This window comes from uncultured Roseibium sp. (genome assembly GCF_947496995.1).
In the GTDB taxonomy this organism is placed as follows: Bacteria; Pseudomonadota; Alphaproteobacteria; order Rhizobiales; family Stappiaceae; genus Roseibium.
Map to the genome: position 1 here is coordinate 441,644 of NZ_CANMFD010000001.1, position 20,229 is coordinate 461,872.

At 61.8% G+C, this 20,229-nt stretch carries 17 protein-coding genes; 13 read left to right on the forward strand and 4 right to left on the reverse strand.

Features of this window, described 5'->3' with window-relative positions; genetic code table 11:
* Positions 1 to 190: 190 nt before the first annotated feature.
* The 7 genes from Q1B40_RS01995 (at position 191) to Q1B40_RS02025 (ending at position 9,842) form a co-directional block, all read left to right on the forward strand.
* A complete protein-coding gene (locus Q1B40_RS01995) occupies positions 191 to 3,178 on the forward strand; it encodes a 2-oxoglutarate dehydrogenase E1 component (RefSeq protein ID WP_299812495.1) in 2,988 nt (995 codons plus the stop codon).
* 64 nt (positions 3,179 to 3,242) lie between these two features.
* Entirely contained in the window at positions 3,243 to 4,778 is a 1,536-nt protein-coding gene (odhB, locus tag Q1B40_RS02000) for a 2-oxoglutarate dehydrogenase complex dihydrolipoyllysine-residue succinyltransferase (RefSeq protein WP_299809235.1), read from the forward strand.
* Positions 4,779 to 4,806: 28 nt separating this feature from the next.
* Positions 4,807 to 5,421, forward strand: a complete 615-nt coding sequence (locus Q1B40_RS02005) for a LysE family translocator (protein WP_299809237.1) — start codon at positions 4,807 to 4,809, stop codon at positions 5,419 to 5,421.
* A 47-nt stretch (positions 5,422 to 5,468) separates the two neighbouring features.
* The gene (locus Q1B40_RS02010) at positions 5,469 to 5,870 is read left to right on the forward strand and encodes a hypothetical protein (protein ID WP_299809239.1); all 402 of its coding nucleotides are present in this window, start codon (positions 5,469 to 5,471) and stop codon (positions 5,868 to 5,870) included.
* Positions 5,871 to 5,895: 25 nt separating this feature from the next.
* Positions 5,896 to 6,654: an SDR family oxidoreductase gene (locus tag Q1B40_RS02015; RefSeq protein WP_299809241.1), complete on the forward strand. Its 759-nt coding sequence runs from the start codon at positions 5,896 to 5,898 to the stop codon at positions 6,652 to 6,654.
* A gap of 45 nt (positions 6,655 to 6,699) precedes the next feature.
* Positions 6,700 to 8,103: a dihydrolipoyl dehydrogenase gene (gene lpdA, locus Q1B40_RS02020; protein WP_299809243.1), complete on the forward strand. Its 1,404-nt coding sequence runs from the start codon at positions 6,700 to 6,702 to the stop codon at positions 8,101 to 8,103.
* 203 nt (positions 8,104 to 8,306) lie between these two features.
* Entirely contained in the window at positions 8,307 to 9,842 is a 1,536-nt protein-coding gene (locus Q1B40_RS02025) for a hypothetical protein (protein ID WP_299809246.1), read from the forward strand.
* Here the strand turns inward: Q1B40_RS02025 and Q1B40_RS02030 are convergent.
* Positions 9,832 to 10,275, reverse strand: a complete 444-nt coding sequence (locus Q1B40_RS02030) for a helix-turn-helix domain-containing protein (protein WP_299809248.1) — start codon at positions 10,273 to 10,275, stop codon at positions 9,832 to 9,834. The two genes, Q1B40_RS02025 and Q1B40_RS02030, sit on opposite strands and share 11 nt — an antisense overlap.
* Before the next feature lie 78 nt (positions 10,276 to 10,353).
* Between Q1B40_RS02030 and Q1B40_RS02035 the strand changes: the two genes are divergently transcribed.
* Positions 10,354 to 10,992: a cation transporter gene (locus Q1B40_RS02035; protein WP_299809250.1), complete on the forward strand. Its 639-nt coding sequence runs from the start codon at positions 10,354 to 10,356 to the stop codon at positions 10,990 to 10,992.
* Between the two features lie 84 nt (positions 10,993 to 11,076).
* On the opposite strand, the gene Q1B40_RS02040 is transcribed toward Q1B40_RS02035, so the two are convergent.
* The 3 genes from Q1B40_RS02040 to Q1B40_RS02050 all read right to left on the reverse strand — a co-directional run bounded on the left by Q1B40_RS02040 (position 11,077) and on the right by Q1B40_RS02050 (position 12,887).
* A complete protein-coding gene (locus Q1B40_RS02040; RefSeq protein ID WP_299809252.1) occupies positions 11,077 to 11,313 on the reverse strand; it encodes a hypothetical protein in 237 nt (78 codons plus the stop codon).
* Positions 11,314 to 11,418: 105 nt separating this feature from the next.
* Entirely contained in the window at positions 11,419 to 11,826 is a 408-nt protein-coding gene (locus tag Q1B40_RS02045) for a serine/threonine protein kinase (RefSeq protein ID WP_299809254.1), read from the reverse strand.
* Between the two features lie 146 nt (positions 11,827 to 11,972).
* Positions 11,973 to 12,887, reverse strand: a complete 915-nt coding sequence (locus tag Q1B40_RS02050; RefSeq protein ID WP_299809256.1) for a tyrosine recombinase XerC — start codon at positions 12,885 to 12,887, stop codon at positions 11,973 to 11,975.
* Between the two features lie 327 nt (positions 12,888 to 13,214).
* On the opposite strand from Q1B40_RS02050, the gene Q1B40_RS02055 reads away from it, so the two are divergent.
* The 5 genes from Q1B40_RS02055 to atpD all read left to right on the forward strand — a co-directional run bounded on the left by Q1B40_RS02055 (position 13,215) and on the right by atpD (position 20,158).
* Entirely contained in the window at positions 13,215 to 15,413 is a 2,199-nt protein-coding gene (locus Q1B40_RS02055) for a primosomal protein N' (RefSeq protein ID WP_299809258.1), read from the forward strand.
* A gap of 286 nt (positions 15,414 to 15,699) precedes the next feature.
* The gene (locus Q1B40_RS02060; protein WP_299809260.1) at positions 15,700 to 16,260 is read left to right on the forward strand and encodes a F0F1 ATP synthase subunit delta; all 561 of its coding nucleotides are present in this window, start codon (positions 15,700 to 15,702) and stop codon (positions 16,258 to 16,260) included.
* The gene (gene atpA / locus Q1B40_RS02065) at positions 16,260 to 17,789 is read left to right on the forward strand and encodes a F0F1 ATP synthase subunit alpha (RefSeq protein WP_299809262.1); all 1,530 of its coding nucleotides are present in this window, start codon (positions 16,260 to 16,262) and stop codon (positions 17,787 to 17,789) included. The genes Q1B40_RS02060 and atpA overlap by 1 nt, the downstream gene beginning before the upstream one ends.
* A gap of 34 nt (positions 17,790 to 17,823) precedes the next feature.
* Complete coding sequence (locus Q1B40_RS02070; RefSeq protein WP_299809264.1) at positions 17,824 to 18,708, forward strand: F0F1 ATP synthase subunit gamma; 885 nt, start codon at positions 17,824 to 17,826, stop codon at positions 18,706 to 18,708.
* Positions 18,709 to 18,724: 16 nt separating this feature from the next.
* Positions 18,725 to 20,158, forward strand: coding sequence for a F0F1 ATP synthase subunit beta (atpD, locus tag Q1B40_RS02075; RefSeq protein WP_299812497.1), 1,434 nt, complete (start codon positions 18,725 to 18,727; stop codon positions 20,156 to 20,158).
* Positions 20,159 to 20,229: the final 71 nt, after the last annotated feature.

The following is a 20,229-nucleotide window of genomic DNA, read 5'->3' on the forward strand; positions in this document are numbered from 1 at the left end:
GCAGCAGGGGACGTAAACTGTTTACGTTTCCTGCTGCATGATGGAAGGATGGGTTGTGGCGCGAATACCGTGCCGCAACTGATTTTCGAGGGGGCCGGTGTTTTTACATTGGTCTTTGTAGGGAACCGGCCGCGGGCCAATTACGGCTCGCCATAACAAAAAGGGCGGAGCAGCCCTCCGCTAGATGGACATGGCACGGCAGGAAGCGAACAACGTATTCGCACTGACGTCGTTGCTTTACGGCGCCAACGCATCCTATATCGAAGACCTCTACGCACAGTACAAGACGGATCCGAACTCGGTGGAAGCCGAGTGGCGGGATTTCTTTGCGTCCTTCCAGGACGAAAAGGAAGCCGTGCTGAAGGAAGCGCGTGGGGCAACCTGGAAACGCAAGGACTGGCCGATCGAGGCCAACGGCGACCTCGTCAATGCCTTTGACGGCAATTGGGCGCCGATTGAAGACAAGCTTGGCGAAAAGCTGAAAAAGAAGGCCGAAGCCGACGGCAAACCGGTTTCGGAGATGGAAGTTCATCAGGCGACCCGCGATTCCGTTCGCGCCCTGATGATGATCCGCGCCTACCGCATGCGCGGCCATCTTCATGCCGATCTCGATCCGCTTGGCCTCGCCGGCAAGGGCGATCACGAGGAGCTGCACCCGTCCTCCTACGGATTCACGGAAACCGACTGGGACCGGAAGATCTTCATCGATCATGTTCTCGGCCTGGAATACGCCACCATCCGCGAGATGCTGGACATCCTGAAGCGGACCTACTGTTCGACGCTCGGCGTCGAATTCATGCATATTTCCGATCCGGCGGCCAAATCCTGGATCCAGGAGCGCATCGAGGGACCGGACAAGCAGGTCGACTTCACGGCCGAAGGCAAGAAGGCGATCCTGAACAAGCTGGTCGAGGCTGAAGGCTTCGAAAAGTTCCTCGACGTCAAATACACCGGCACCAAACGGTTCGGCCTGGACGGCGGTGAAGCACTCATCCCGGCGCTGGAGCAGATCATCAAGCGCGGCGGTCAACTGGGCCTGAAGGATATCGTTCTGGGCATGGCGCACCGCGGCCGGCTGAACGTTCTGTCCCAGGTGATGGGAAAGCCGCACCGGGCGATCTTCCACGAGTTCAAGGGCGGTTCCGCCGCGCCGGACGAAGTGGAAGGCTCCGGCGATGTGAAATACCATCTCGGCGCGTCCTCCGACCGGACGTTCGACGGCAACAACGTCCACCTGTCGCTGACGGCGAACCCCTCGCATCTGGAAATCGTCAACCCGGTGGTTCTCGGCAAGTCCCGCGCCAAGCAGGATCAGCTTTCCGCGGACGAAGACGGCAAATTCATCGACACGACGGAAGTCGACCGTGGCACGGTTCTGCCTCTGCTTCTGCATGGCGACGCGGCCTTTGCCGGCCAGGGCGTGGTTGCCGAGTGTTTCGGCCTGTCGGCCCTGCGCGGCCACCGCACCGGCGGTTCGGTTCATGTGATTATCAACAACCAGATCGGCTTCACCACCAATCCGCGTTTCTCCCGCTCGTCGCCCTATCCGTCCGATATGGCGAAGGTGATCGAGGCGCCGATCTTCCACGTCAACGCCGACGATCCGGAAGCCGTGGTGTTCGCTGCCAAGATCGCGATCGAATTCCGGCAGACTTTCCACCGCCCGGTGGTTATCGACATGATCTGCTACCGGCGCTTCGGCCACAACGAGGGCGACGAACCGGCCTTCACGCAGCCGATCATGTACCGCAAGATCCGCAAGCACGCGACGACCCTGCAGCTCTATTCCGAGCGCCTGATCAAGGAAGGCGTCATCAGCCAGGAAGAAGTCGACCAGATGAGGGCCGACTGGCGCAAGCATCTGGACGGCGAGTTCGATTCCGGCCAGGCCTTCAAGCCGAACAAGGCCGACTGGCTGGACGGCAAATGGGCCGGCATGAAGCGCGCGGACAATGAAGACGATCCGCGCCGCGGCCAGACCGGCCTGCCGATCGAGGAAGTCAAGGAAATCGGCCGCGCACTGACCAGTGTGCCGGAAGGTTTCAACATCCATCGCACCATCGCCCGCTTCATGAAGCACCGCGAACGCATGATCGAATCCGGCGAGGGGATCGACTGGGCGACCGCGGAAGCGCTTGCCTTTGCCTCCCTGCTGAAGGAAGGCCACCCGATTCGCCTGTCCGGCCAGGATTGCGAGCGCGGCACCTTCTCGCAGCGCCACTCGGTGCTGTACGACCAGGAAGACGAAAGCCGCTATATCCCGCTGAACCACATCTCGCCCGACCAGCAGCGCTACGAAGTCATCAACTCGATGCTGTCGGAAGAAGCCGTGCTCGGCTTCGAATACGGCTACTCCCTGGCCGAACCACGTGCCCTGACCCTTTGGGAAGCCCAGTTCGGCGATTTCGCCAACGGGGCGCAGGTGCTGTTCGACCAGTTCATCTCCTCCGGAGAACGCAAGTGGCTGCGCATGTCCGGCCTCGTCTGCCTGTTGCCGCACGGCTATGAGGGACAGGGTCCGGAACACTCCTCCGCACGGCTGGAGCGCTTCCTGCAGATGTGTGCGGAAGACAACATGCAGGTCGCCAACTGCTCGACCCCGGCCAATTACTTCCACATTCTGCGCCGTCAGTTGCGCCGCGAAATCCGCAAGCCGCTGATCCTGATGACGCCGAAGTCCCTCCTGCGCCACAAGCGGGCGGTGTCCACGATCGCCGAACTCGGTCCGGATTCCAGTTTCCACAGGCTGCTTTGGGACGATGCGGAATACAATCCCGCGTCGGAAACCAAGCTGGTTGCGGACGACAAGATCAAGCGCGTCGTCATGTGTACGGGCAAGGTCTATTACGATCTTTATGAAGAGCGTGAAAAGCGCGGCATAAACGACGTCTACCTGCTGCGTGTGGAACAACCCTATCCGTTCCCGAAAAAGGCCTTGATGCTCGAACTGGCCCGCTTCCCGCAGGCCGAAATGGTCTGGTGTCAGGAAGAGCCGCAGAACATGGGCTGCTGGTTCTTTGTCGAGCCCTATATCGAATGGGTGCTCGGACAGATCGACGCCAAGCACAAGCGTCCGCGTTATGCGGGCCGTGCCGCCATGGCTTCGACGGCAACAGGCCTGATGTCCGCGCATCTCGCTCAACTGCAGGCGTTCCTCGAAGAGGCTCTTGGAAACTAATCGTTGAGAGGGCCTTCGGGTCCTCTTTCAAAAACTGGCCGGGTAATTTTAAGAGAAGGCGACCATGGCAACCGAAATTCGCGTACCGACGCTGGGTGAATCCGTTTCAGAAGCAACGATCGCACAGTGGTTCAAGAAACCCGGTGAGGCCGTCAAGCAGGACGAGCCGCTCGTTGAACTGGAAACCGACAAGGTCACCGTGGAAGTGCCGGCGCCAAAGGCAGGCACTCTGGAAAGCATCGTCGTGAACGAAGGCGATACGGTCGAAGTCGGCGCTCTTCTGGGTCATATCGCCGAGGGTGCCTCGGCTGCCGCCTCAAAGGCTGAAGCTGCTCCCGCAAAAGCAGACAGCAAGGCCGAGACGAAATCGGAAAAAGCCGAACTGGTTGATGTGGTCACGCCGAGCGCCGGCGAATCCGTCACCGAAGCGGAAGTCGGTGAGTGGAGCGTCAAGGTCGGCGATATGGTCAAGGCCGACGACACGCTCGTCGAACTGGAAACCGACAAGGCCGCCCAGGAAGTTCCGGCCCCGGTCGCCGGCAAGGTGGTCAAGATCGCCGCCGAAACCGGCTCCACCGTCGAGCCGGGCGTTCTGCTCTGCCAGATCGATCCTTCAGGAGAAGGCGCCGCCGCGGCTCCGGCCGAAAGCAAACCGGCCCCGGCTGCCGAGGCTCAACCTGCTCAGGCCGCTTCCGCCGGGTCTTCCATGCCTCCGGCGCCGTCGGCGGCCAAGATGATGGCCGAAAACAGTCTGTCCGCCGACCAGCTCGCCGGTTCCGGCAAGCGCGGTCAGGTTCTGAAGGGCGATGTCATCGGTGCGATTGCATCCGGTGCGACGGCCAGCGCCTCCGCTCCGGCGCCGGCACAGGTTGCCCGCGGTCCGGTCGCAGCCCAGGACGAGGCGCGCGAGGAACGCGTGCGCATGACCAAGCTGCGCCAGACCATCGCCCGCCGCCTCAAGGATGCCCAGAACACCGCCGCCATGCTGACCACCTACAACGAGGTGGATATGGGCCCGGTCATGGAGCTGCGCAAGCAGTACAAGGACCTGTTCGAGAAGAAGCACGGCGTCAAGCTGGGCTTCATGGGCTTCTTCACCAAGGCTGTGACCCATGCCCTGAAGGAAATCCCGGCAGTCAATTCCGAGATCGACGGCACGGACATCATCTACAAGAACTTCTGCCACATCGGCGTGGCCGTCGGCACCGACAAGGGCCTCGTGGTTCCCGTCGTGCGCGATGCGGACCAGATGTCCATCGCCGAAATCGAACAGGAGATCGGCAATCTCGGCAGGAAAGCCCGAGACGGCAAGCTCGGCATGGCTGATATGTCCGGCGGCACCTTCACCATCTCCAACGGCGGGGTGTATGGTTCGCTCATGTCGTCGCCTATCCTCAACGCGCCGCAGTCCGGCATCCTGGGCATGCACAAGATCCAGGAACGGCCGATGGCGGTGAACGGACAGGTGGTGATCCGGCCGATGATGTATCTGGCGCTTTCCTACGACCACCGGGTTGTCGACGGCAAGGAAGCCGTGACCTTCCTGGTTCGTGTCAAGGAAAGCCTGGAAGATCCGCAGCGACTGGTTCTGGATCTCTGATCCGCAAAGACCCTGGAGACACCGGTAGATGAGCCTTGAATTCCTGATAACCGCGCTGATTGTGGTGCTGGTTCCCGGAACCGGCGTCGTCTACACGGTTGCGGTCGGTCTCGGCAGGGGGCGGCAGGCATCTGTCGCCGCCGCCTTCGGCTGCACGCTCGGCATCATCCCGGCGATCCTGGCTTCCGTCGTCGGTCTGGCGGCACTGATGCATACCAGTGCCCTGGTGTTCCAGGCGGTCAAATATGCCGGTGTCGCCTATCTGCTTTATCTCGCCTGGCAGACGTTGAAGGAAAACGGTCCGCTCGACCTGAAGGCCGACAGGAGCGCGGGCGCAAGTTTCGCGGCAACCGCGCGGACCGGATTTCTGATCAATATTCTCAATCCGAAACTGACCGTGTTTTTCCTGGCTTTCCTTCCCCAGTTCGTCAGCCCGCAGGCACTCAACCCGACGCTCGACATGCTGCTCCTCGGCGGTGTCTTCATGGCCATGACCTTCGCTGTCTTCGTGATTTACGGACAATTCGCCTCGCTGGTGGGCGAAAGGGTTCTGCGCAGCGACACGGTCATGGTGTGGATGCGCCGGACGGTTGCCGCGGCCTTTGCAGGCTTCGGCCTGCGCCTGGCGCTGGCGGAGCGATGATGCGACGGGAGGCGCTTTTGGCGAGGCTGACTTTGACAGGCCGGGCTTTGACAGAACAGTGCAGGGCATATGCGCGCGCGCTGGCTCTTGGCGCTTGTGCGCTGGTCGTGGCGGTGCCACTGACAGGCGGCGCCACGTCGCCTGCCCATGCGGCTCCGAAGGCCGTCCTTGTCCCGCAGATCGAGGGTGCCTATTCCGTTCAGGGGTTGAACCCGGATGGAACCCGCTATGAGGGTGGCGTCACCATCACGGTCAAGGGCAGCACGGCTTTCTTTCGCTGGACGATTTCCGGCCAGACCTTCCATGGTCAGGGGCCGCTCGCCGGCAACAGGCTTGTCATCGACTGGGGTGAAACCGCCCCCGTATTCTACACGATCAACGCCGACGGAACGCTTTCCGGCACCTGGGCCGCAGGCAAGGCATCGGAAACACTTCGTCCCCTTAACTGAATGAATGGCCTCAACCGGAGGCGGAATGTCTGAAGAGATTGTCATAGTCACCGGCGGAAGCCGCGGAATAGGTGCCAGCGTCTGTCGCAAGCTTGCGGCAAACGGCCGGAAGGTGCTGGTCAATTTCGCTCAAAATTCCGGCGCGGCGGATGAACTTGTCGTCGAAATCCGGGCAGCCGGCGGCGCGGCTGTGGCAATCCAGGGCGACGTCGGCAACGAGGCCGATGTTCTGAACCTGTTCGCCGAAGCCGACAGGCTCGGAACACTGACGGGTCTGGTCAACAACGCGGGCGTCCTTGACGTGGCGCAACGGGTCGACGAAATGTCTCTCGAACGTCTCAACCGGATATTCTCCGTCAATGTCCTCGGTTCCATACTGTGTGCCCGTGAGGCGGTTCGGCGGATGTCGACCCGCCACGGCGGCAAGGGAGGCACGATCGTCAATCTCGGCTCGGCCTCCTCCAAGCTCGGTTCGCCGAACCAGTATGTCGATTACGCGGCCTCGAAAGGCGCGATCGACACCATGACGGTCGGACTGGCGCTGGAAGTCGCGCAGGAGGGCATTCGCGTCAATGCGGTCCGCCCGGGGATTATCGACACGGAGATCCACGCTTCGGGCGGCGCGCCCGACAGGGTGGCTGAACTTCAATCCAAACTGCCGATGAAGCGCGCAGGGTCCGCCGATGAGGTGGCCGATGCGATACTCTGGCTGATGTCGGACCAGGCAAGTTACACGACCGGCGCAATTCTGGATGTTTCCGGAGGCCGGGCAATCCTACCATGATCCAGATTCCTGGACGCACACTTGAAGAGGCAAAGGCGGCCCAATATGTCCCAATATGATCTTGTCATCATCGGAACCGGCCCGGGGGGCTATGTTTGCGCGATCAAGGCAGCTCAACTCGGCCTGAAGACGGCCGTCGTGGAAAAACGTGCAACGCTCGGCGGCACCTGCCTCAACATCGGCTGCATCCCCTCCAAGGCGCTGCTGCATGCCTCAGAAATGTTCGAGGAAGCCGGGCACGGCTTTGAAAAGATCGGCATCAAGGTATCCAAGCCGAAGCTCGACCTGCCGACGATGATGAAACACAAGTCCGACGTGGTCGACGCAAACGTCAACGGCGTCGCCTTCCTGATGAAGAAGAACAAGGTCGACGTGCACACAGGCACCGGCAAGATCCTGGGTCAGGGCAAGGTCGAAGTGACCGGCGACGACGGCAAGGCAAACGTACTTGAAACGAAGAACATCGTCATCGCGACCGGCTCCGATGTCATGCCGCTGCCGGGTGTCGAGATCGACGAGAAACTGATCGTCTCCTCCACCGGTGGTCTCGAACTGGACAAGGTGCCGGCGAAGATGATCGTTGTCGGCGGCGGCGTGATCGGTCTTGAGCTCGGGTCCGTCTGGAACCGCCTCGGGTCGCAGGTCACCGTCGTCGAATTCATGGACAAGATCCTCGGCCCGATGGACGGCGACGTCTCCAAGAACTTCCAGCGCATGCTGAAAAAGCAGGGAATGGAATTCAAGCTGTCGTCCAAGGTCACCGGCGTCGAGAAAAAGGGCAAGGGCCTGGCGGTCACCGTCGAGCCGGCCAAGGGGGGCGACAAGGAGGTTCTGGAAGCCGACATCGTTCTGGTCGCCATCGGCCGCCGTCCCTATACCGAGGGCCTCGGGCTGGATACGGCCGGAGTGGCGCTGGATGAACGCGGCCGCGTTCAGATCGACGCCCATTACAAGACCAATGTCGACGGCATCTATGCCATCGGTGACGTCGTCGCCGGTCCGATGCTGGCGCACAAGGCCGAGGACGAGGGCGTTGCGCTGGCCGAGATCCTCTCCGGACAGGCAGGTCATGTGAACTACAATGTCATTCCAGGCGTCGTCTACACCCAGCCGGAAGTCGCCTCCGTCGGCAAGACCGAGGAAGAACTCAAGGCCGACGGCATCGAGTACAAGACCGGCAAGTTCGCCTTCACGGCAAACGGCCGCGCGCGTGCCATGAACAAGACCGACGGCTTCGCCAAGGTTCTGGCCGACGCCAAGACCGATGAGGTCCTGGGCGTGCATATCGTTGGCTTCGGCGCCGGCGAGATGATCCATGAAGCGGCGGTGCTGATGGAGTTCGGCGGCTCCTCGGAAGATCTTGCCCGCACCTGTCATGCGCATCCGACAATGTCGGAAGCCGTCAAGGAAGCCGCCCTCGGCGCCTTCTTCAAGACGATCCACTCGTAAGAACCGGCCCACGCCTCTGCGCGTGGCGTGAAAGAAAACTGTTGGCCGGCGGCTCTTGAGGAACAGGAGCCGCCGGCTGTTTTTTGAAAGACTTGCGCATTGCCCTTCCGGTCGGAATAAAGTTGAGGTGCAAGATGGCGGGATAGTCCCGCCAGGGGTCCGTACCCTAGGATTTTGGCTTTGGGAATTTCGCAGGTGATCCCATGAAAAAGGCTGAAATGGAAAAAGGTGGAGCTGTGGGGCTGTCACCGGTCTGGCTGATCGCCATCGCCGGAGTGCTGCTGCCGGCGGTCTGCGGGCTGGTATTCTTCTGGCCGGACCGCACCATTGCCAATGTGGACGATCTGTTCTTCGTGCCCTGGGCGATGGAATTCGCGTCGAGCGGGCGGCACTGGAATTCCCTGCTGGCTGTCCAGTTTCCGGGTCTGGAGAGCTATCATCTGCAGCCGCGCCTTCATCTGATATTCGCGGGCTGGTTCTTCGCCGCCGCGGGCACGGGAACCGCGACGCTCGTGCTCTTTGAATTTGGCTGCTATGCGCTCACCAGCCTGCTCTTCGTGCTCCTCTGCCTGAGGCTCAACCTTCGCTTTGCGGCGCTGTTCACATCGCTGATCTTCGCGCCGATGTATGTCGTTGCCGGTTTCCGGCTCGAGCTGAGCGGTGCGCTGATCTGGCTGCTGGGCCTGCTGGTGTTCCTGCCGCTCCTTGTCAGGTCTGTTCCGGAAGACAGGCATACTGCGTATCGGGTCACAGCGAACGGCATCGTTGCAAAGGCTCTCCTGGGTATCGCCCCGCTCGCCGCACCTGCGCTTTTCGCCTGGAGCCTTGGCGCGATCGCGGTGCTGGACATCTGGCGGCTGGTGTCCCGGCGGGCGGGTGCTGTCACGATATTGCTCGAGGGAGGCGCCGCGCTGGCCGTTGCCATGGCGGTTTTCGCGGTCTCCATCGATTTCGAGTTTTCGGAATTTCTGCGGCAGTTCACCTATCATGCAAGCCGGTCCACGGGCGGCGGCGTCAATGGCGAGGCGATTGTTCGCGCGGTGCTTTACGCCGCCGCGGCCGCATTTCTTTTCCGCAGATCCCGGCTCGTTTCCGCAGTCTGCCTGAGCCTTGCCGCCGGCCAGTTTCTTGCGGCGTTTCTCCATGACAAGGCGCTTGTCCGCAACATTGCGGCGGCCATGGTGTTTCTGATCGTGGTGGACACCGCACTTCCGCAAAGAGGGAACAGGGTCAAGGCGGCAGTCTTCGCTGCGCTGTTCCTGGTCCTTTCCGCCAACTTCTTCAGTTTCTATCTCTTCTCCGAAGACGCCGGAAACCGGGATGCCGTCATTGCGGCCTACCGTCAGGATCTTGCGGATGGCCGGCGGGTTTTCATTGACGAGACCATGACCCAGCATTTCCTGGATCAGCAGACCGGCGGCGCCCTGTCCTGGACGTGGGGAGGCACCTTCCCGAAGGGCCGCCCGACATCCATGGCGGATCTTGGGGAGGGCGATGTCTGGTATGTCAGCAACTACACCCTGCAGGGCTACCTCAGGGGCCGTCACGACGTTGCGGAAAAGGCTCTCGCCGGATCGGATTACCGGCACGTGCCGCAAATTCCCTGCGTGCTCGGACGCCAATCCTGCAACCTGCCTGAAAAACGCTGGTCGATGTTGCGGCTGGAGCGGCAGGCGGGCGTGGTGACGGCTCAGGCTGTCGGCGACGAAACGGTGCCGAGGCCGTTGGTCAGCGACTAGGTTTTACCGGTATACGGTGATCGTCGCGGCAGAGACTGTGATCGCCGAAAGCCTTGAGAACGTTGCAATCGGTCACGGTATGGGCTCCCTTGCAGCTTGCCGCGATCCGCGCCAGCTCAGCTTCGAGCTTTTTCAGATGGGCAATGCGCTCGCGCACGGATTGCAGCTGGGTAGCGGCAATCCGGTCTGCTTCCCGGCAGGGTTTGTCCGGATGCTGGCCGAGTTCGATCAGGTCGCGGATGGCCGGCATCGGCAGTCCGAGATCGCGGCAATGGCGGATAAAGCCGAGCCGGTCCAGATCCTCCGCGCGGTAGCGGCGCTGGTTGCCCTCCGTGCGCAGCGGCACATCGAGCAGGCCTTCCTTTTCATAGTAGCGGATGGTCGGCACCTTGACGCCGGTCCGTTTCGCCAATTCCCCGATCGAATAATCCATCAAGACCTCTTGAAGCTCTAGTCGCTATAGGGATTACAAGGCTCCTGAAGCAGGATTTCAAGTGCACTGGAGTTTTTTATGGGCGCATGTTGCGGACATTCTCAAGGAACCTTCGACGGAATGTCGCAGGACTACCGTCGCCGTCTCTGGCTGGTGATTGCGATCAATGCCGGCATGTTCATCGTTGAAATGGTCGCGGGCCAGGCCGCCGGGTCGAAATCCCTTCAGGCGGATGCGCTCGATTTCTTCGGCGACGCGGCCACCTACGGACTTTCCCTGGCCGTGATCGGCGCGTCCTTGAGAACCCGCTCTCTGGCGGCGCTGGCCAAGGGTGCAAGCCTGTTTGTGATGGGCGCCTGGGTTGCTGGCTCGACGCTGTACCACGTCTTCACGCTCGGTGTTCCGCAGGCAGCGGTCATGGGCTCCGTCGGGTTCATGGCGCTCGCCGCCAATCTTGCCAGCGTTCTGCTGCTGGTCCGCTACAAGGACGGCGACGCCAATGTGCGCTCTGTCTGGCTGTGCTCGCGAAACGACGCGATCGGCAATATCGCCGTCATGCTGGCGGCCCTGGGCGTGTGGGGAACGGCCACCGCATGGCCGGACCTGATCGTTGCCGGGCTGATGGCAAGCCTCTTTCTCAGCTCCTCGTTTCAGATCCTCAGACAGGCCGTCAGGGAATATCGCCACACCACGATGCATGTGGCACCGAACGCCTGATCGGCTGAAGATCCAGAGGAGGCTGCGACAAAAAAAGACCCGCTGCGGGGCAGCGGGCAACTTGGAGCAATGCAAAAGTCCTGGTCACTCGGCGGGTTTTTCGCCCGGAACCGGCAGGACTGACATTTCCCGGAGTGTCTCATCGCTGAGATCATTGGTCGCGACGGCAGCATCGGTCTCGAATTGCGGCAGCGTCGTCACCTCGGCGACGGTCATTTTCTGCTTGGCTTGTGCGGTCTTGTCCCAGGTACAGGATACAGCCGGCACGACTGCAAATGCTGTCAGGGCGAGGGCCGCGATACCAGTGGTCAACAGACGCATCCATTCCCCTCCTTGCGTATCACTGCGCGACGTTGCGCTACCTAAAAGAGTAGGCCAACGCGCCAGTTTGGCAAGGAAAAAGAGGGAAACCTTCAAGATGTGCGATCATTTCCGCGTGAGATTGTAGGTTTCTTCCGTGCGCGGTTGAGACAAGTCGTTGGTGACATTGATCACATGCACGTCGAGCAGGTCACTGAAGACCTTCATCGTAAGCTGTTTGCTACTCAAAAAGCCGATCAGCAGCACCTGGATGGCCCCGTCCGACCGCCTCGCCGCTTCCGTCCAGCCCCATTTGCAATCGCGCGGAATGCAGGAGGTGAAGGCACGGGCGCGCACATGAACCTGGTTGTCCTGGCATCGGCTTTCGATCTCCACCCGGCTGATCTGCTTCGGCTCCGCGTCCTTGTTGATCCAGATGCCGTCTTCCGGCAGCGGGCAGTAGACGCGCTCTTGCGCGCGCGAAGCAGCGCATGACAGCAGAAGAAGGCCGGCGGCGAGAATAATCAGACGCATTCGCTCTCTCCTGGTTGCGGCACGGATCGGCAGGACAACGGCTCCACCGGCATGACCCTACCCGGTTGACGCCCGCGCCGCCAACCCTTGGGACGTTCTCAGTTAACCCGGAGAACCTGACCTCGGGCTGATCTGGGGGCCGTAGCCTAACGCCGTGGATGCGCCTTGTCGTAAGCGCTCAGGAGATGCGCACTGTCGATCTCCGTATAGATCTGTGTGGAGGCAAGGCTCGCATGACCGAGCAGCTCCTGGATGGTTCTGAGGTCGCCGCCACCCGCCAGAAGATGCGTCGCGAAGGAATGCCGCAGCGCGTGCGGTGTGGCGCTGTCGGCAAGCCCGAGGGCGCCGCGCAGCTTTTCCATCGCCAACTGGATCAGCCGCGGGCTCAGCGGACCGCCCCGCGCGCCCACGAACAGCGGCCCCTCGGGGCTGATCGCATAGGGGCAGAGCTTCAGATACTGTTCAATCGCCTCGCTGACGACGGGCAGGATCGGCACGATACGCTCCTTGCGTCCCTTGCCGACGATCCGCAAGGTCCTGGTGCCGCGTCCGGGAGCCATCTTGCCGGTGAGCGACAGGGCTTCGGAGATGCGCAGACCGCAGCCGTAGAGCAGCGTCAGGACGGCAGCGTTGCGCGCTTCGATCCAGGCCTCGCTTTCCATGGCCAGATCGCCGCTGGTGATGCCGATAGCGTCTTTCGAGGAGACGGGCTTGGGCAGCGACCGGGCTTGGCGCGGTGGACGAACTGCCGCGGAGGCGGCTGCATTCACCTCGCCGCGTCTCTCCAGAAACCTCAGGAAGGAACGGATGCCGGCCAGTCCCCGTGCGAGCGACCGGCTTTGAACGCCCTGTCGCCTGCGGCTCGCCAGGAACCCTCTGAAATCGGCAGGCTTGAGCGCGGCGATATCCTTGAGCGCCGGCGCGCCGCCCAGATGCCCGGTCAGGAAGCGCAGGAATTGCCTCAGGTCCCGTTCGTAAGCCAGCAGCGTCTTGTCGGACAGGCGCCGCTCGTCCGACAGATGGTCGAGCCAGAGGCCCACGCGCTGATTGAGATCAGGCATGGCCGTAACGAGAAGGGCGTCATTGTCTGCTGTTTGCGCGCACATGGCCTCAGTTTGGCGTGCAAACCTGTACGGTTCGGTTAACGGGTGCACGCACGCAAGGCAGCCCGGCAAAACAGTTGCGTTGCCGGCGGCGGCCTCTTTACCCTAGGAGCAGGACGCCTGATTCTCCGGTGGATGAACACCCTTCGCTGCGCATCTCCTGCGCGGACAGACTTGCGCAGGCAGGGCAGCCGGGCAATGACGGGTAAACCCGAAACACGGCGAAATGCGCCTCCGGCAGACGGTGGCAACACCAACCCGTAGTGAACAGGGACCTGATCTTCCGTGCTGTTCGATGATCCAGACCACAAGGTGACGATAGCCAGCGTCCTGGTGCCGGTCGCCGTGCCGCGCGCCTATACCTACAAGGTTCCGCCTGGCCAGTCCGTGGTGCCCGGGACGATCGTCAAGGTTCCGCTTGGCCCGCGCGAGGTGATCGGGGCCGTCTGGGACATCGAGCCGGATGCTGCCATCAACCCGGACAAGCTTAAATATATCTCCCGCGTCTACGACACCACGCCACCGCTCGATGCGGACCTGCGCCGCTTCGTCGACTGGGTTGCGAACTGGACCCTTGGCGCGCCGGGCATGGTGCTGCGCATGGTCTTGAGATCGGAGGAGGCCCTGGAGCCGGAAGCGCCCGTCCCCGGTGTGCGCCGGATCGAGGGCGCCGAACCGGATCGCTCCACCGCCGCCCGCACCCGGGTGCTGGCAACCATGGAAGACGGCTTTGCCTGGACCAAAAGTGGTCTCGCCCATGCCGCCGGCGTGTCGGCTTCGGTGATCGACGGTCTGCTCCATCACAATGTCCTGGAACCAGTTCTGCTGCCTGCGGCCCCGCCGCCACCGAAACCTCAGCTGGACTTCGCCCGCAAAACGCTGACCCCTGCCCAGGAGGCGGCCGTGGCGGGTCTTGTGAAGTGTTTCGACACCACCTCCGGCAGCGTCTGCCTGATTGACGGGGTAACGGGCTCCGGCAAGACCGAGGTCTATTTCGAGGCAATCGCCGAGGCGCTGCGCCGGGACAGGCAGGCGCTCGTCCTGCTTCCGGAAATTTCCCTGACGGAGCAGTTCCTGCGCCGCTTCGAACAGCGGTTCGGTGTCTATCCGGCCGAATGGCACTCGGAGATCACGGTAAAGAACCGGACGCGGGTCTGGCGGGGCGTTGCCTCCGGCGATGTCCGTGTCGTGATCGGAGCGCGTTCCGCGCTGTTCCTGCCTTTCAGGGAGCTCGGACTGATCATTGTCGACGAGGAGCATGACGCTGCATTCAAGCAGGACGACCGGGTGCCCTACAGCGCGCGCGACATGGCGGTGGTGCGCGGCCACCTGTCGAAATTTCCCGTCGTTCTGGCCTCCGCGACACCCTCTGTCGAAAGCCGGGTGAATGCCGAACTCGGCCGTTATGAGCTCTTTGAATTGCCCGAACGCGCATCGGGGGCCGATCTGCCGGAGCTGGACGCCATCGACATGCGGACCGACGGTCCCGAGCGCGGACGCTGGCTGGCGCCACGGCTTGTCCATGCCGTCAAGGACACGTTTGCCGCGGGCGGCCAGTCGCTTCTGTTTCTCAATCGCCGCGGCTACGCGCCGCTGACCCTGTGCCGCACCTGTGGTCACCGTTTTCAATGTGCCCACTGCAGCGCCTGGCTGGTGGAGCACCGCTTCCAGAAAAAACTGGTCTGCCACCATTGCGGCCACTTCGAGAAAATTCCGGACAAATGCCCCTCCTGTCAGGGAACGGACACGCTGGTGGCCTGCGGACCGGGTGTGGAAAGAATCGCCGAAGAAGTTTCCGATCTATTCCCGCAGGCCCGCACTCTGATCCTGTCGTCCGATCTGCCGGGTGGTCCCGAGCGGCTGAAGCGGGAGATGAAGATCGTCGAGGAGGGGGGCGCCGATATTGTCATCGGCACGCAACTGGTCGCCAAGGGCCACAATTTTCCCAAGCTGAAGCTGGTCGGTGTCATCGATGCGGACCTAGGATTGGCCCATGGCGATCCGCGGGCGGCGGAAAAGACATTTCAGCTTCTGGCCCAGGTGACGGGCCGTGCCGGCCGCGTGTCGGGCGGCGGCGTCGGGCTTCTGCAGACTTACTGCGCCGAACATCCGGTCATCCGGGCGCTGTTGTCCGGCGACAAGGCTGCCTTCTACAAGGCGGAGATCGACGCAAGGCGGTCCGCCGGACTGCCGCCCTTCGGACGTCTGGCCGCTGTGATCGTGTCAGGACCCGACAAGACCTTCGCCGAAGGCTACGCGCGCGCTCTGGCTAGAGCGGCGCCGGGCGACCAGCCCGTCACGCTGCTGGGCCCAGCGGAGGCCGCTCTTGCAATGGTCCGCGGCAGATACCGTTTCCGGCTTCTGGCAATGGCGCCCCGGCAATTCGACCTGCAGTCCTATCTGCGCAACTGGCTCGCCGGAGGCCCCAAACCGTCACGCGGATTGCGGGTCCAGGTGGATATCGACCCGCAGCACTTTCTGTGAAGCCCTCCGGACGGCTGCCGGGAGATACCGTCTAAAGGTTTATGACGCCGCTGAGACCTTGATCTGCAAGGCTTTTTGGGAACGGAAACCAAAAAACACCGATGATTCCGCAACAAAGGTCATTTGGCGAAGTTGCACACTCGGAAACCCTGTGCTAATTGAGGCGCGGCTTTGAGGAGACGGTTTAACCGTCATATCTTCTTGCCTGAAAATCATTCGTTTTTTCAATGTCTTGCGGGCGCTGGCCGTTTTGCGGGCATGAAAGAAGTCAGAGAGCACGGACCTGGTGACTGACAACGTATCTCTCGTATCCGGCGTGGCGCTGCGTTATGCGTCTGCCCTTCTCGACCTCGCAGAGGACGAAGGCCTGACGGCTGACGTTGAGCGGGACCTTACGGCTTTCGAAGGCATGCTTGCCGAAAGCGAGGATCTCGTCCGTCTGGTGAAGAGCCCGGCATTCAGTGCGGAAGAGCAGCTTGCAGCGCTCACCGCCCTGCTCGACAAGTCCGGCATCTCCGGTCTTGCAGCGAATTTCGTGAAGTTGGTCGCCCGCAATCGGCGCCTCTTCGTACTACCCGACATGATCAGGGGGTTCCGCGCCCAGCTTGCTGAAAAGCGGGGCGAGGCGACGGCCGAGGTGGTTTCCGCCAAGGCTCTCTCCGACGAGCATGTCGCTGCCCTCAAGGAGGCCCTTTCGGCTTCCACGGGAAAATCTGTAAACATCGCAGCGAAGGTTGATCCTGCACTGATCGGTGGCCTCGTGGTCAAGGTCGGTTCCCGCATGATCGACACGTCCCTGCGTACCAAGCTCAATTCACTCAAGTTCGCGATGAAAGAGGTCGGCTGATGGATATTCGGGCCGCGGAAATTTCCGCAATCCTCAAGGACCAGATCAAGAGCTTTGGCCAGGAAGCCGAAGTTACCGAGGTCGGTCAGGTGCTCTCCGTCGGTGACGGTATCGCCCGTGTTTATGGTCTGGACAAGGTCCAGGCCGGTGAAATGGTCGAGTTTCCCGGTGGTATCAAGGGCATGGCTCTGAACCTGGAATCCGACAACGTCGGCGTCGTGATCTTCGGCTCCGACCGTAACATCAAGGAAGGCGACACCGTCAAGCGGACCGGCGCCATCGTGGAAGTTCCGGTCGGCAAGGGTCTGCTCGGACGTGTTGTCGATCCGCTCGGCAACCCGATCGACGGCAAGGGCCCGATCGAGGCGACCGAAAAACGCCGCGTGGACGTGAAGGCGCCGGGCATCCTGCCGCGCAAATCCGTGCACGAGCCGATGGCGACCGGTCTCAAGGCCATCGATGCACTGATCCCGGTTGGCCGCGGTCAGCGCGAGCTGGTCATCGGCGACCGTCAGACAGGCAAGACCGCGATCCTTCTGGACACCTTCCTGAACCAGAAATCGCTGCACGCTTTCGACGACGAAAACGCCAAGCTTTACTGCATCTATGTTGCAATCGGTCAGAAGCGCTCCACCGTTGCCCAGTTCGTCAAGACGCTGGAAGACGCCGGCGCGATGGAATATTCCATCGTTGTTGCCGCGACCGCATCCGACGCCGCTCCGCTGCAGTACCTGGCACCGTTCGCCGGTTGCGCGATGGGCGAGTTCTTCCGCGACAACTCGATGCATGCCGTTATCGGCTACGACGATCTGACCAAACAGGCCGTTGCCTATCGTCAGATGTCCCTTCTTCTTCGCCGTCCGCCGGGACGTGAAGCATTCCCGGGCGACGTCTTCTACCTGCACTCCCGTCTTCTGGAACGTGCCGCGAAGCTCAACGAGGAAAACGGCAGCGGTTCGCTGACGGCTCTGCCGGTCATCGAAACCCAGGGCAACGACGTTTCCGCGTTTATTCCGACCAACGTGATCTCGATCACCGACGGTCAGATCTTCCTGGAAACCGACCTTTTCTATCAGGGCATCCGACCGGCTGTGAACGTCGGTCTGTCGGTGTCCCGCGTGGGCTCTTCGGCCCAGATCAAGGCGATGAAACAGGTTGCCGGCCCGATCAAGGGTGAACTGGCGCAGTACCGCGAAATGGCGGCCTTCGCACAGTTCGGCTCCGACCTTGACGCCACCACCCAGCGCCTGCTGAACCGTGGTGCCCGCTTGACCGAACTTCTGAAGCAGCCGCAGTTCTCGCCGCTGAAGACGGAAGAGCAGGTCGCGGTGATCTACGCCGGCGTGAACGGCTACCTGGATACGCAGCCTGTTGACCGGGTGCGTGACTTCGAGGAAGGCCTGCTTCTGTTCCTGCGCGGTGAGCACAAGGAATTGCTCGACGCAATCTGGGAAAAGAAGGCGCTCGACGACGAACTGACGGGCAAGCTGAAAGCCGCCGTCGACAAGTTCGCCAAGAACTTCGTCTAAGGATCACACGCCGGGATAAGGAGCAGGGGCGGCCATGCCGAGCCTGAAGGACTTACGAAACCGCATCGCTTCCGTGAAGGCGACGCAGAAAATCACCAAGGCCATGCAGATGGTGGCCGCGGCGAAGCTGCGTCGTGCTCAGGAAGCCGCGGAGGCCGCGCGCCCTTATGCGGAACGCATGGAAGCGGTGCTGGCCAACCTAGCGGTCGCCTTCGAGGGGCGCGATGACGCTCCGAAGCTGATGTCCGGTACGGGCAATGACCAGGTTCATCTCCTGGTCGTCGCCACCGCCGAACGCGGCCTGTGCGGGGGCTTCAACTCGAATATCGCCAAGCTGGCACGCGATCGGGCACGCAGCCTGATTGCGGCAGGCAAGACGGTCAAGATCATCTGCGTCGGCAAGAAGGGCTACGACGCCCTGAAGCGGGAATTGGGCCATCTGGTGCTCAAGACCATCGATCTTCGCAGCGTGAAGAATGTCGCTTTCGCCAATGCGGATGAAATCGGCCGTGAAGTTCTCACCATGTACGAAAACGGTGAGTTCGATGTCTGCACGCTGTATTATTCGACCTTCAAGTCGGTGATCGCACAGGAGCCGACTTCGCAGCAGCTTATCCCGGCTCAATTCGACACGGGAAAAGCCGAAGCGGACGATAGTGCCGTTGCGGTCTACGAATACGAACCTGACGAGGGCGAGATCCTTGCGGATCTGCTGCCGCGTAATATCTCCGTCCAGATTTTCCGGGCTCTCCTGGAAAATGCTGCATCTGAGCAGGGTGCGCGCATGTCCGCAATGGACAATGCGACGCGCAACGCCGGCGAAATGATCGACAAGCTGACGATCACCTACAACCGCCAGCGTCAGGCACAGATCACGACGGAACTGATTGAAATTATCTCGGGCGCTGAAGCGCTCTAACCGGATCGAGACGAGGATTAGGGATATGGCTGACAAAACGGTCGGACGGATCACCCAGGTCATCGGCGCCGTTGTCGACGTCAAGTTCGATGACCACCTGCCGCTGATCCTGAACGCTCTTGAAGTTGACAACCAGGGCAACCGCCTTGTGCTTGAGGTCGCTCAGCACCTTGGTGAGAACACGGTTCGCACCATCGCGATGGACTCCACCGAGGGTCTCGTGCGCGGACAGGAAGTTGTCGACACCGACGGCCCGATTGAGGTGCCGGTCGGGGACGGAACCTTGGGCCGCATCATGAACGTGATTGGCGAACCGGTGGACGAAGCCGGCGAGATCAAGTTCGAGGAACGCCGCGGCATCCACCAGGAAGCTCCGGAATTCGTCGAGCAGTCCACTGAGGCGGAAATCCTCGTGACGGGCATCAAGGTCGTCGACCTGCTGGCACCTTACGCCAAGGGCGGCAAGATCGGCCTGTTCGGCGGCGCCGGCGTCGGCAAGACCGTTCTCATCATGGAACTGATCAACAACGTCGCCAAGGCGCACGGCGGTTACTCCGTTTTCGCCGGCGTCGGTGAGCGGACCCGTGAAGGTAACGACCTTTACTGGGAAATGATCGAATCCGGCGTGAACAAGGAAGGCGGCGGAGAAGGCTCCAAGGCGGCCCTGGTTTACGGTCAGATGAACGAGCCTCCCGGAGCCCGCGCACGTGTTGCCCTGACCGGTCTGACGGTTGCGGAACACTTCCGTGACAAGGGTCAGGACGTTCTGTTCTTCGTGGACAACATCTTCCGCTTTACCCAGGCCGGTTCCGAAGTGTCCGCGCTGCTCGGACGTATCCCGTCCGCTGTGGGTTACCAGCCTACGCTGGCCACCGACATGGGCGCGATGCAGGAACGCATCACCACCACCAACAAGGGCTCGATCACGTCCGTGCAGGCCGTCTACGTCCCTGCCGATGACTTGACCGACCCGGCGCCGGCTTCGACCTTCGCCCACCTGGACGCGACCACGGTTCTGAACCGCTCGATCGCTGAAAAGGGTATCTACCCGGCCGTGGATCCGCTGGACTCCACATCCCGCATGCTGGATGCCCGCATCATCGGTGAAGAGCACTACAACACGGCCCGTGCCGTGCAGGTGACCTTGCAGCGCTACAAGGCTCTGCAGGACATCATCGCCATCCTGGGCATGGACGAACTGTCTGAAGAAGACAAACTCGCCGTGGCCCGCGCTCGTAAGATCGAGCGCTTCCTGTCCCAGCCGTTCTTCGTGGCCGAGGTCTTCACCGGTTCTCCGGGCAAGCTTGTTGCTCTGGAAGACACCATCAAGGGCTTCAAGGGCCTGGTGGACGGCGATTACGACCATCTGCCGGAAGCGGCTTTCTACATGGTCGGCTCCATTGAGGAAGCGATCGAGAAAGCCCAGCGTCTGGCCGCGGAAGCCGCCTAAGATCCTGGAATTGGCCGGACGCCCGCAAGGGCGTGCGGTCTGCCACATGCTGGATGGCCCGGCCATCCGAA

Excerpts from the sequence above, each read along its gene's own strand:
- Q1B40_RS01995 (WP_299812495.1), top strand. The coding sequence starts at position 191 with ATGGCACGGCAGGAAGCGAACAACGTATTCGCACTGACGTCGTTGCTT.
- odhB (WP_299809235.1), top strand. The coding sequence starts at position 3,243 with ATGGCAACCGAAATTCGCGTACCGACGCTGGGTGAATCCGTTTCAGAA.
- Q1B40_RS02005 (WP_299809237.1), top strand. The coding sequence starts at position 4,807 with ATGAGCCTTGAATTCCTGATAACCGCGCTGATTGTGGTGCTGGTTCCC.
- Q1B40_RS02015 (WP_299809241.1), top strand. The coding sequence starts at position 5,896 with ATGTCTGAAGAGATTGTCATAGTCACCGGCGGAAGCCGCGGAATAGGT.
- lpdA (WP_299809243.1), top strand. The coding sequence starts at position 6,700 with ATGTCCCAATATGATCTTGTCATCATCGGAACCGGCCCGGGGGGCTAT.
- Q1B40_RS02025 (WP_299809246.1), top strand. The coding sequence starts at position 8,307 with ATGAAAAAGGCTGAAATGGAAAAAGGTGGAGCTGTGGGGCTGTCACCG.
- Q1B40_RS02030 (WP_299809248.1), bottom strand. The coding sequence starts at position 10,275 with ATGGATTATTCGATCGGGGAATTGGCGAAACGGACCGGCGTCAAGGTG.
- Q1B40_RS02035 (WP_299809250.1), top strand. The coding sequence starts at position 10,354 with ATGGGCGCATGTTGCGGACATTCTCAAGGAACCTTCGACGGAATGTCG.
- Q1B40_RS02040 (WP_299809252.1), bottom strand. The coding sequence starts at position 11,313 with ATGCGTCTGTTGACCACTGGTATCGCGGCCCTCGCCCTGACAGCATTT.
- Q1B40_RS02045 (WP_299809254.1), bottom strand. The coding sequence starts at position 11,826 with ATGCGTCTGATTATTCTCGCCGCCGGCCTTCTTCTGCTGTCATGCGCT.
- Q1B40_RS02050 (WP_299809256.1), bottom strand. The coding sequence starts at position 12,887 with ATGCCTGATCTCAATCAGCGCGTGGGCCTCTGGCTCGACCATCTGTCG.
- atpA (WP_299809262.1), top strand. The coding sequence starts at position 16,260 with ATGGATATTCGGGCCGCGGAAATTTCCGCAATCCTCAAGGACCAGATC.
- Q1B40_RS02070 (WP_299809264.1), top strand. The coding sequence starts at position 17,824 with ATGCCGAGCCTGAAGGACTTACGAAACCGCATCGCTTCCGTGAAGGCG.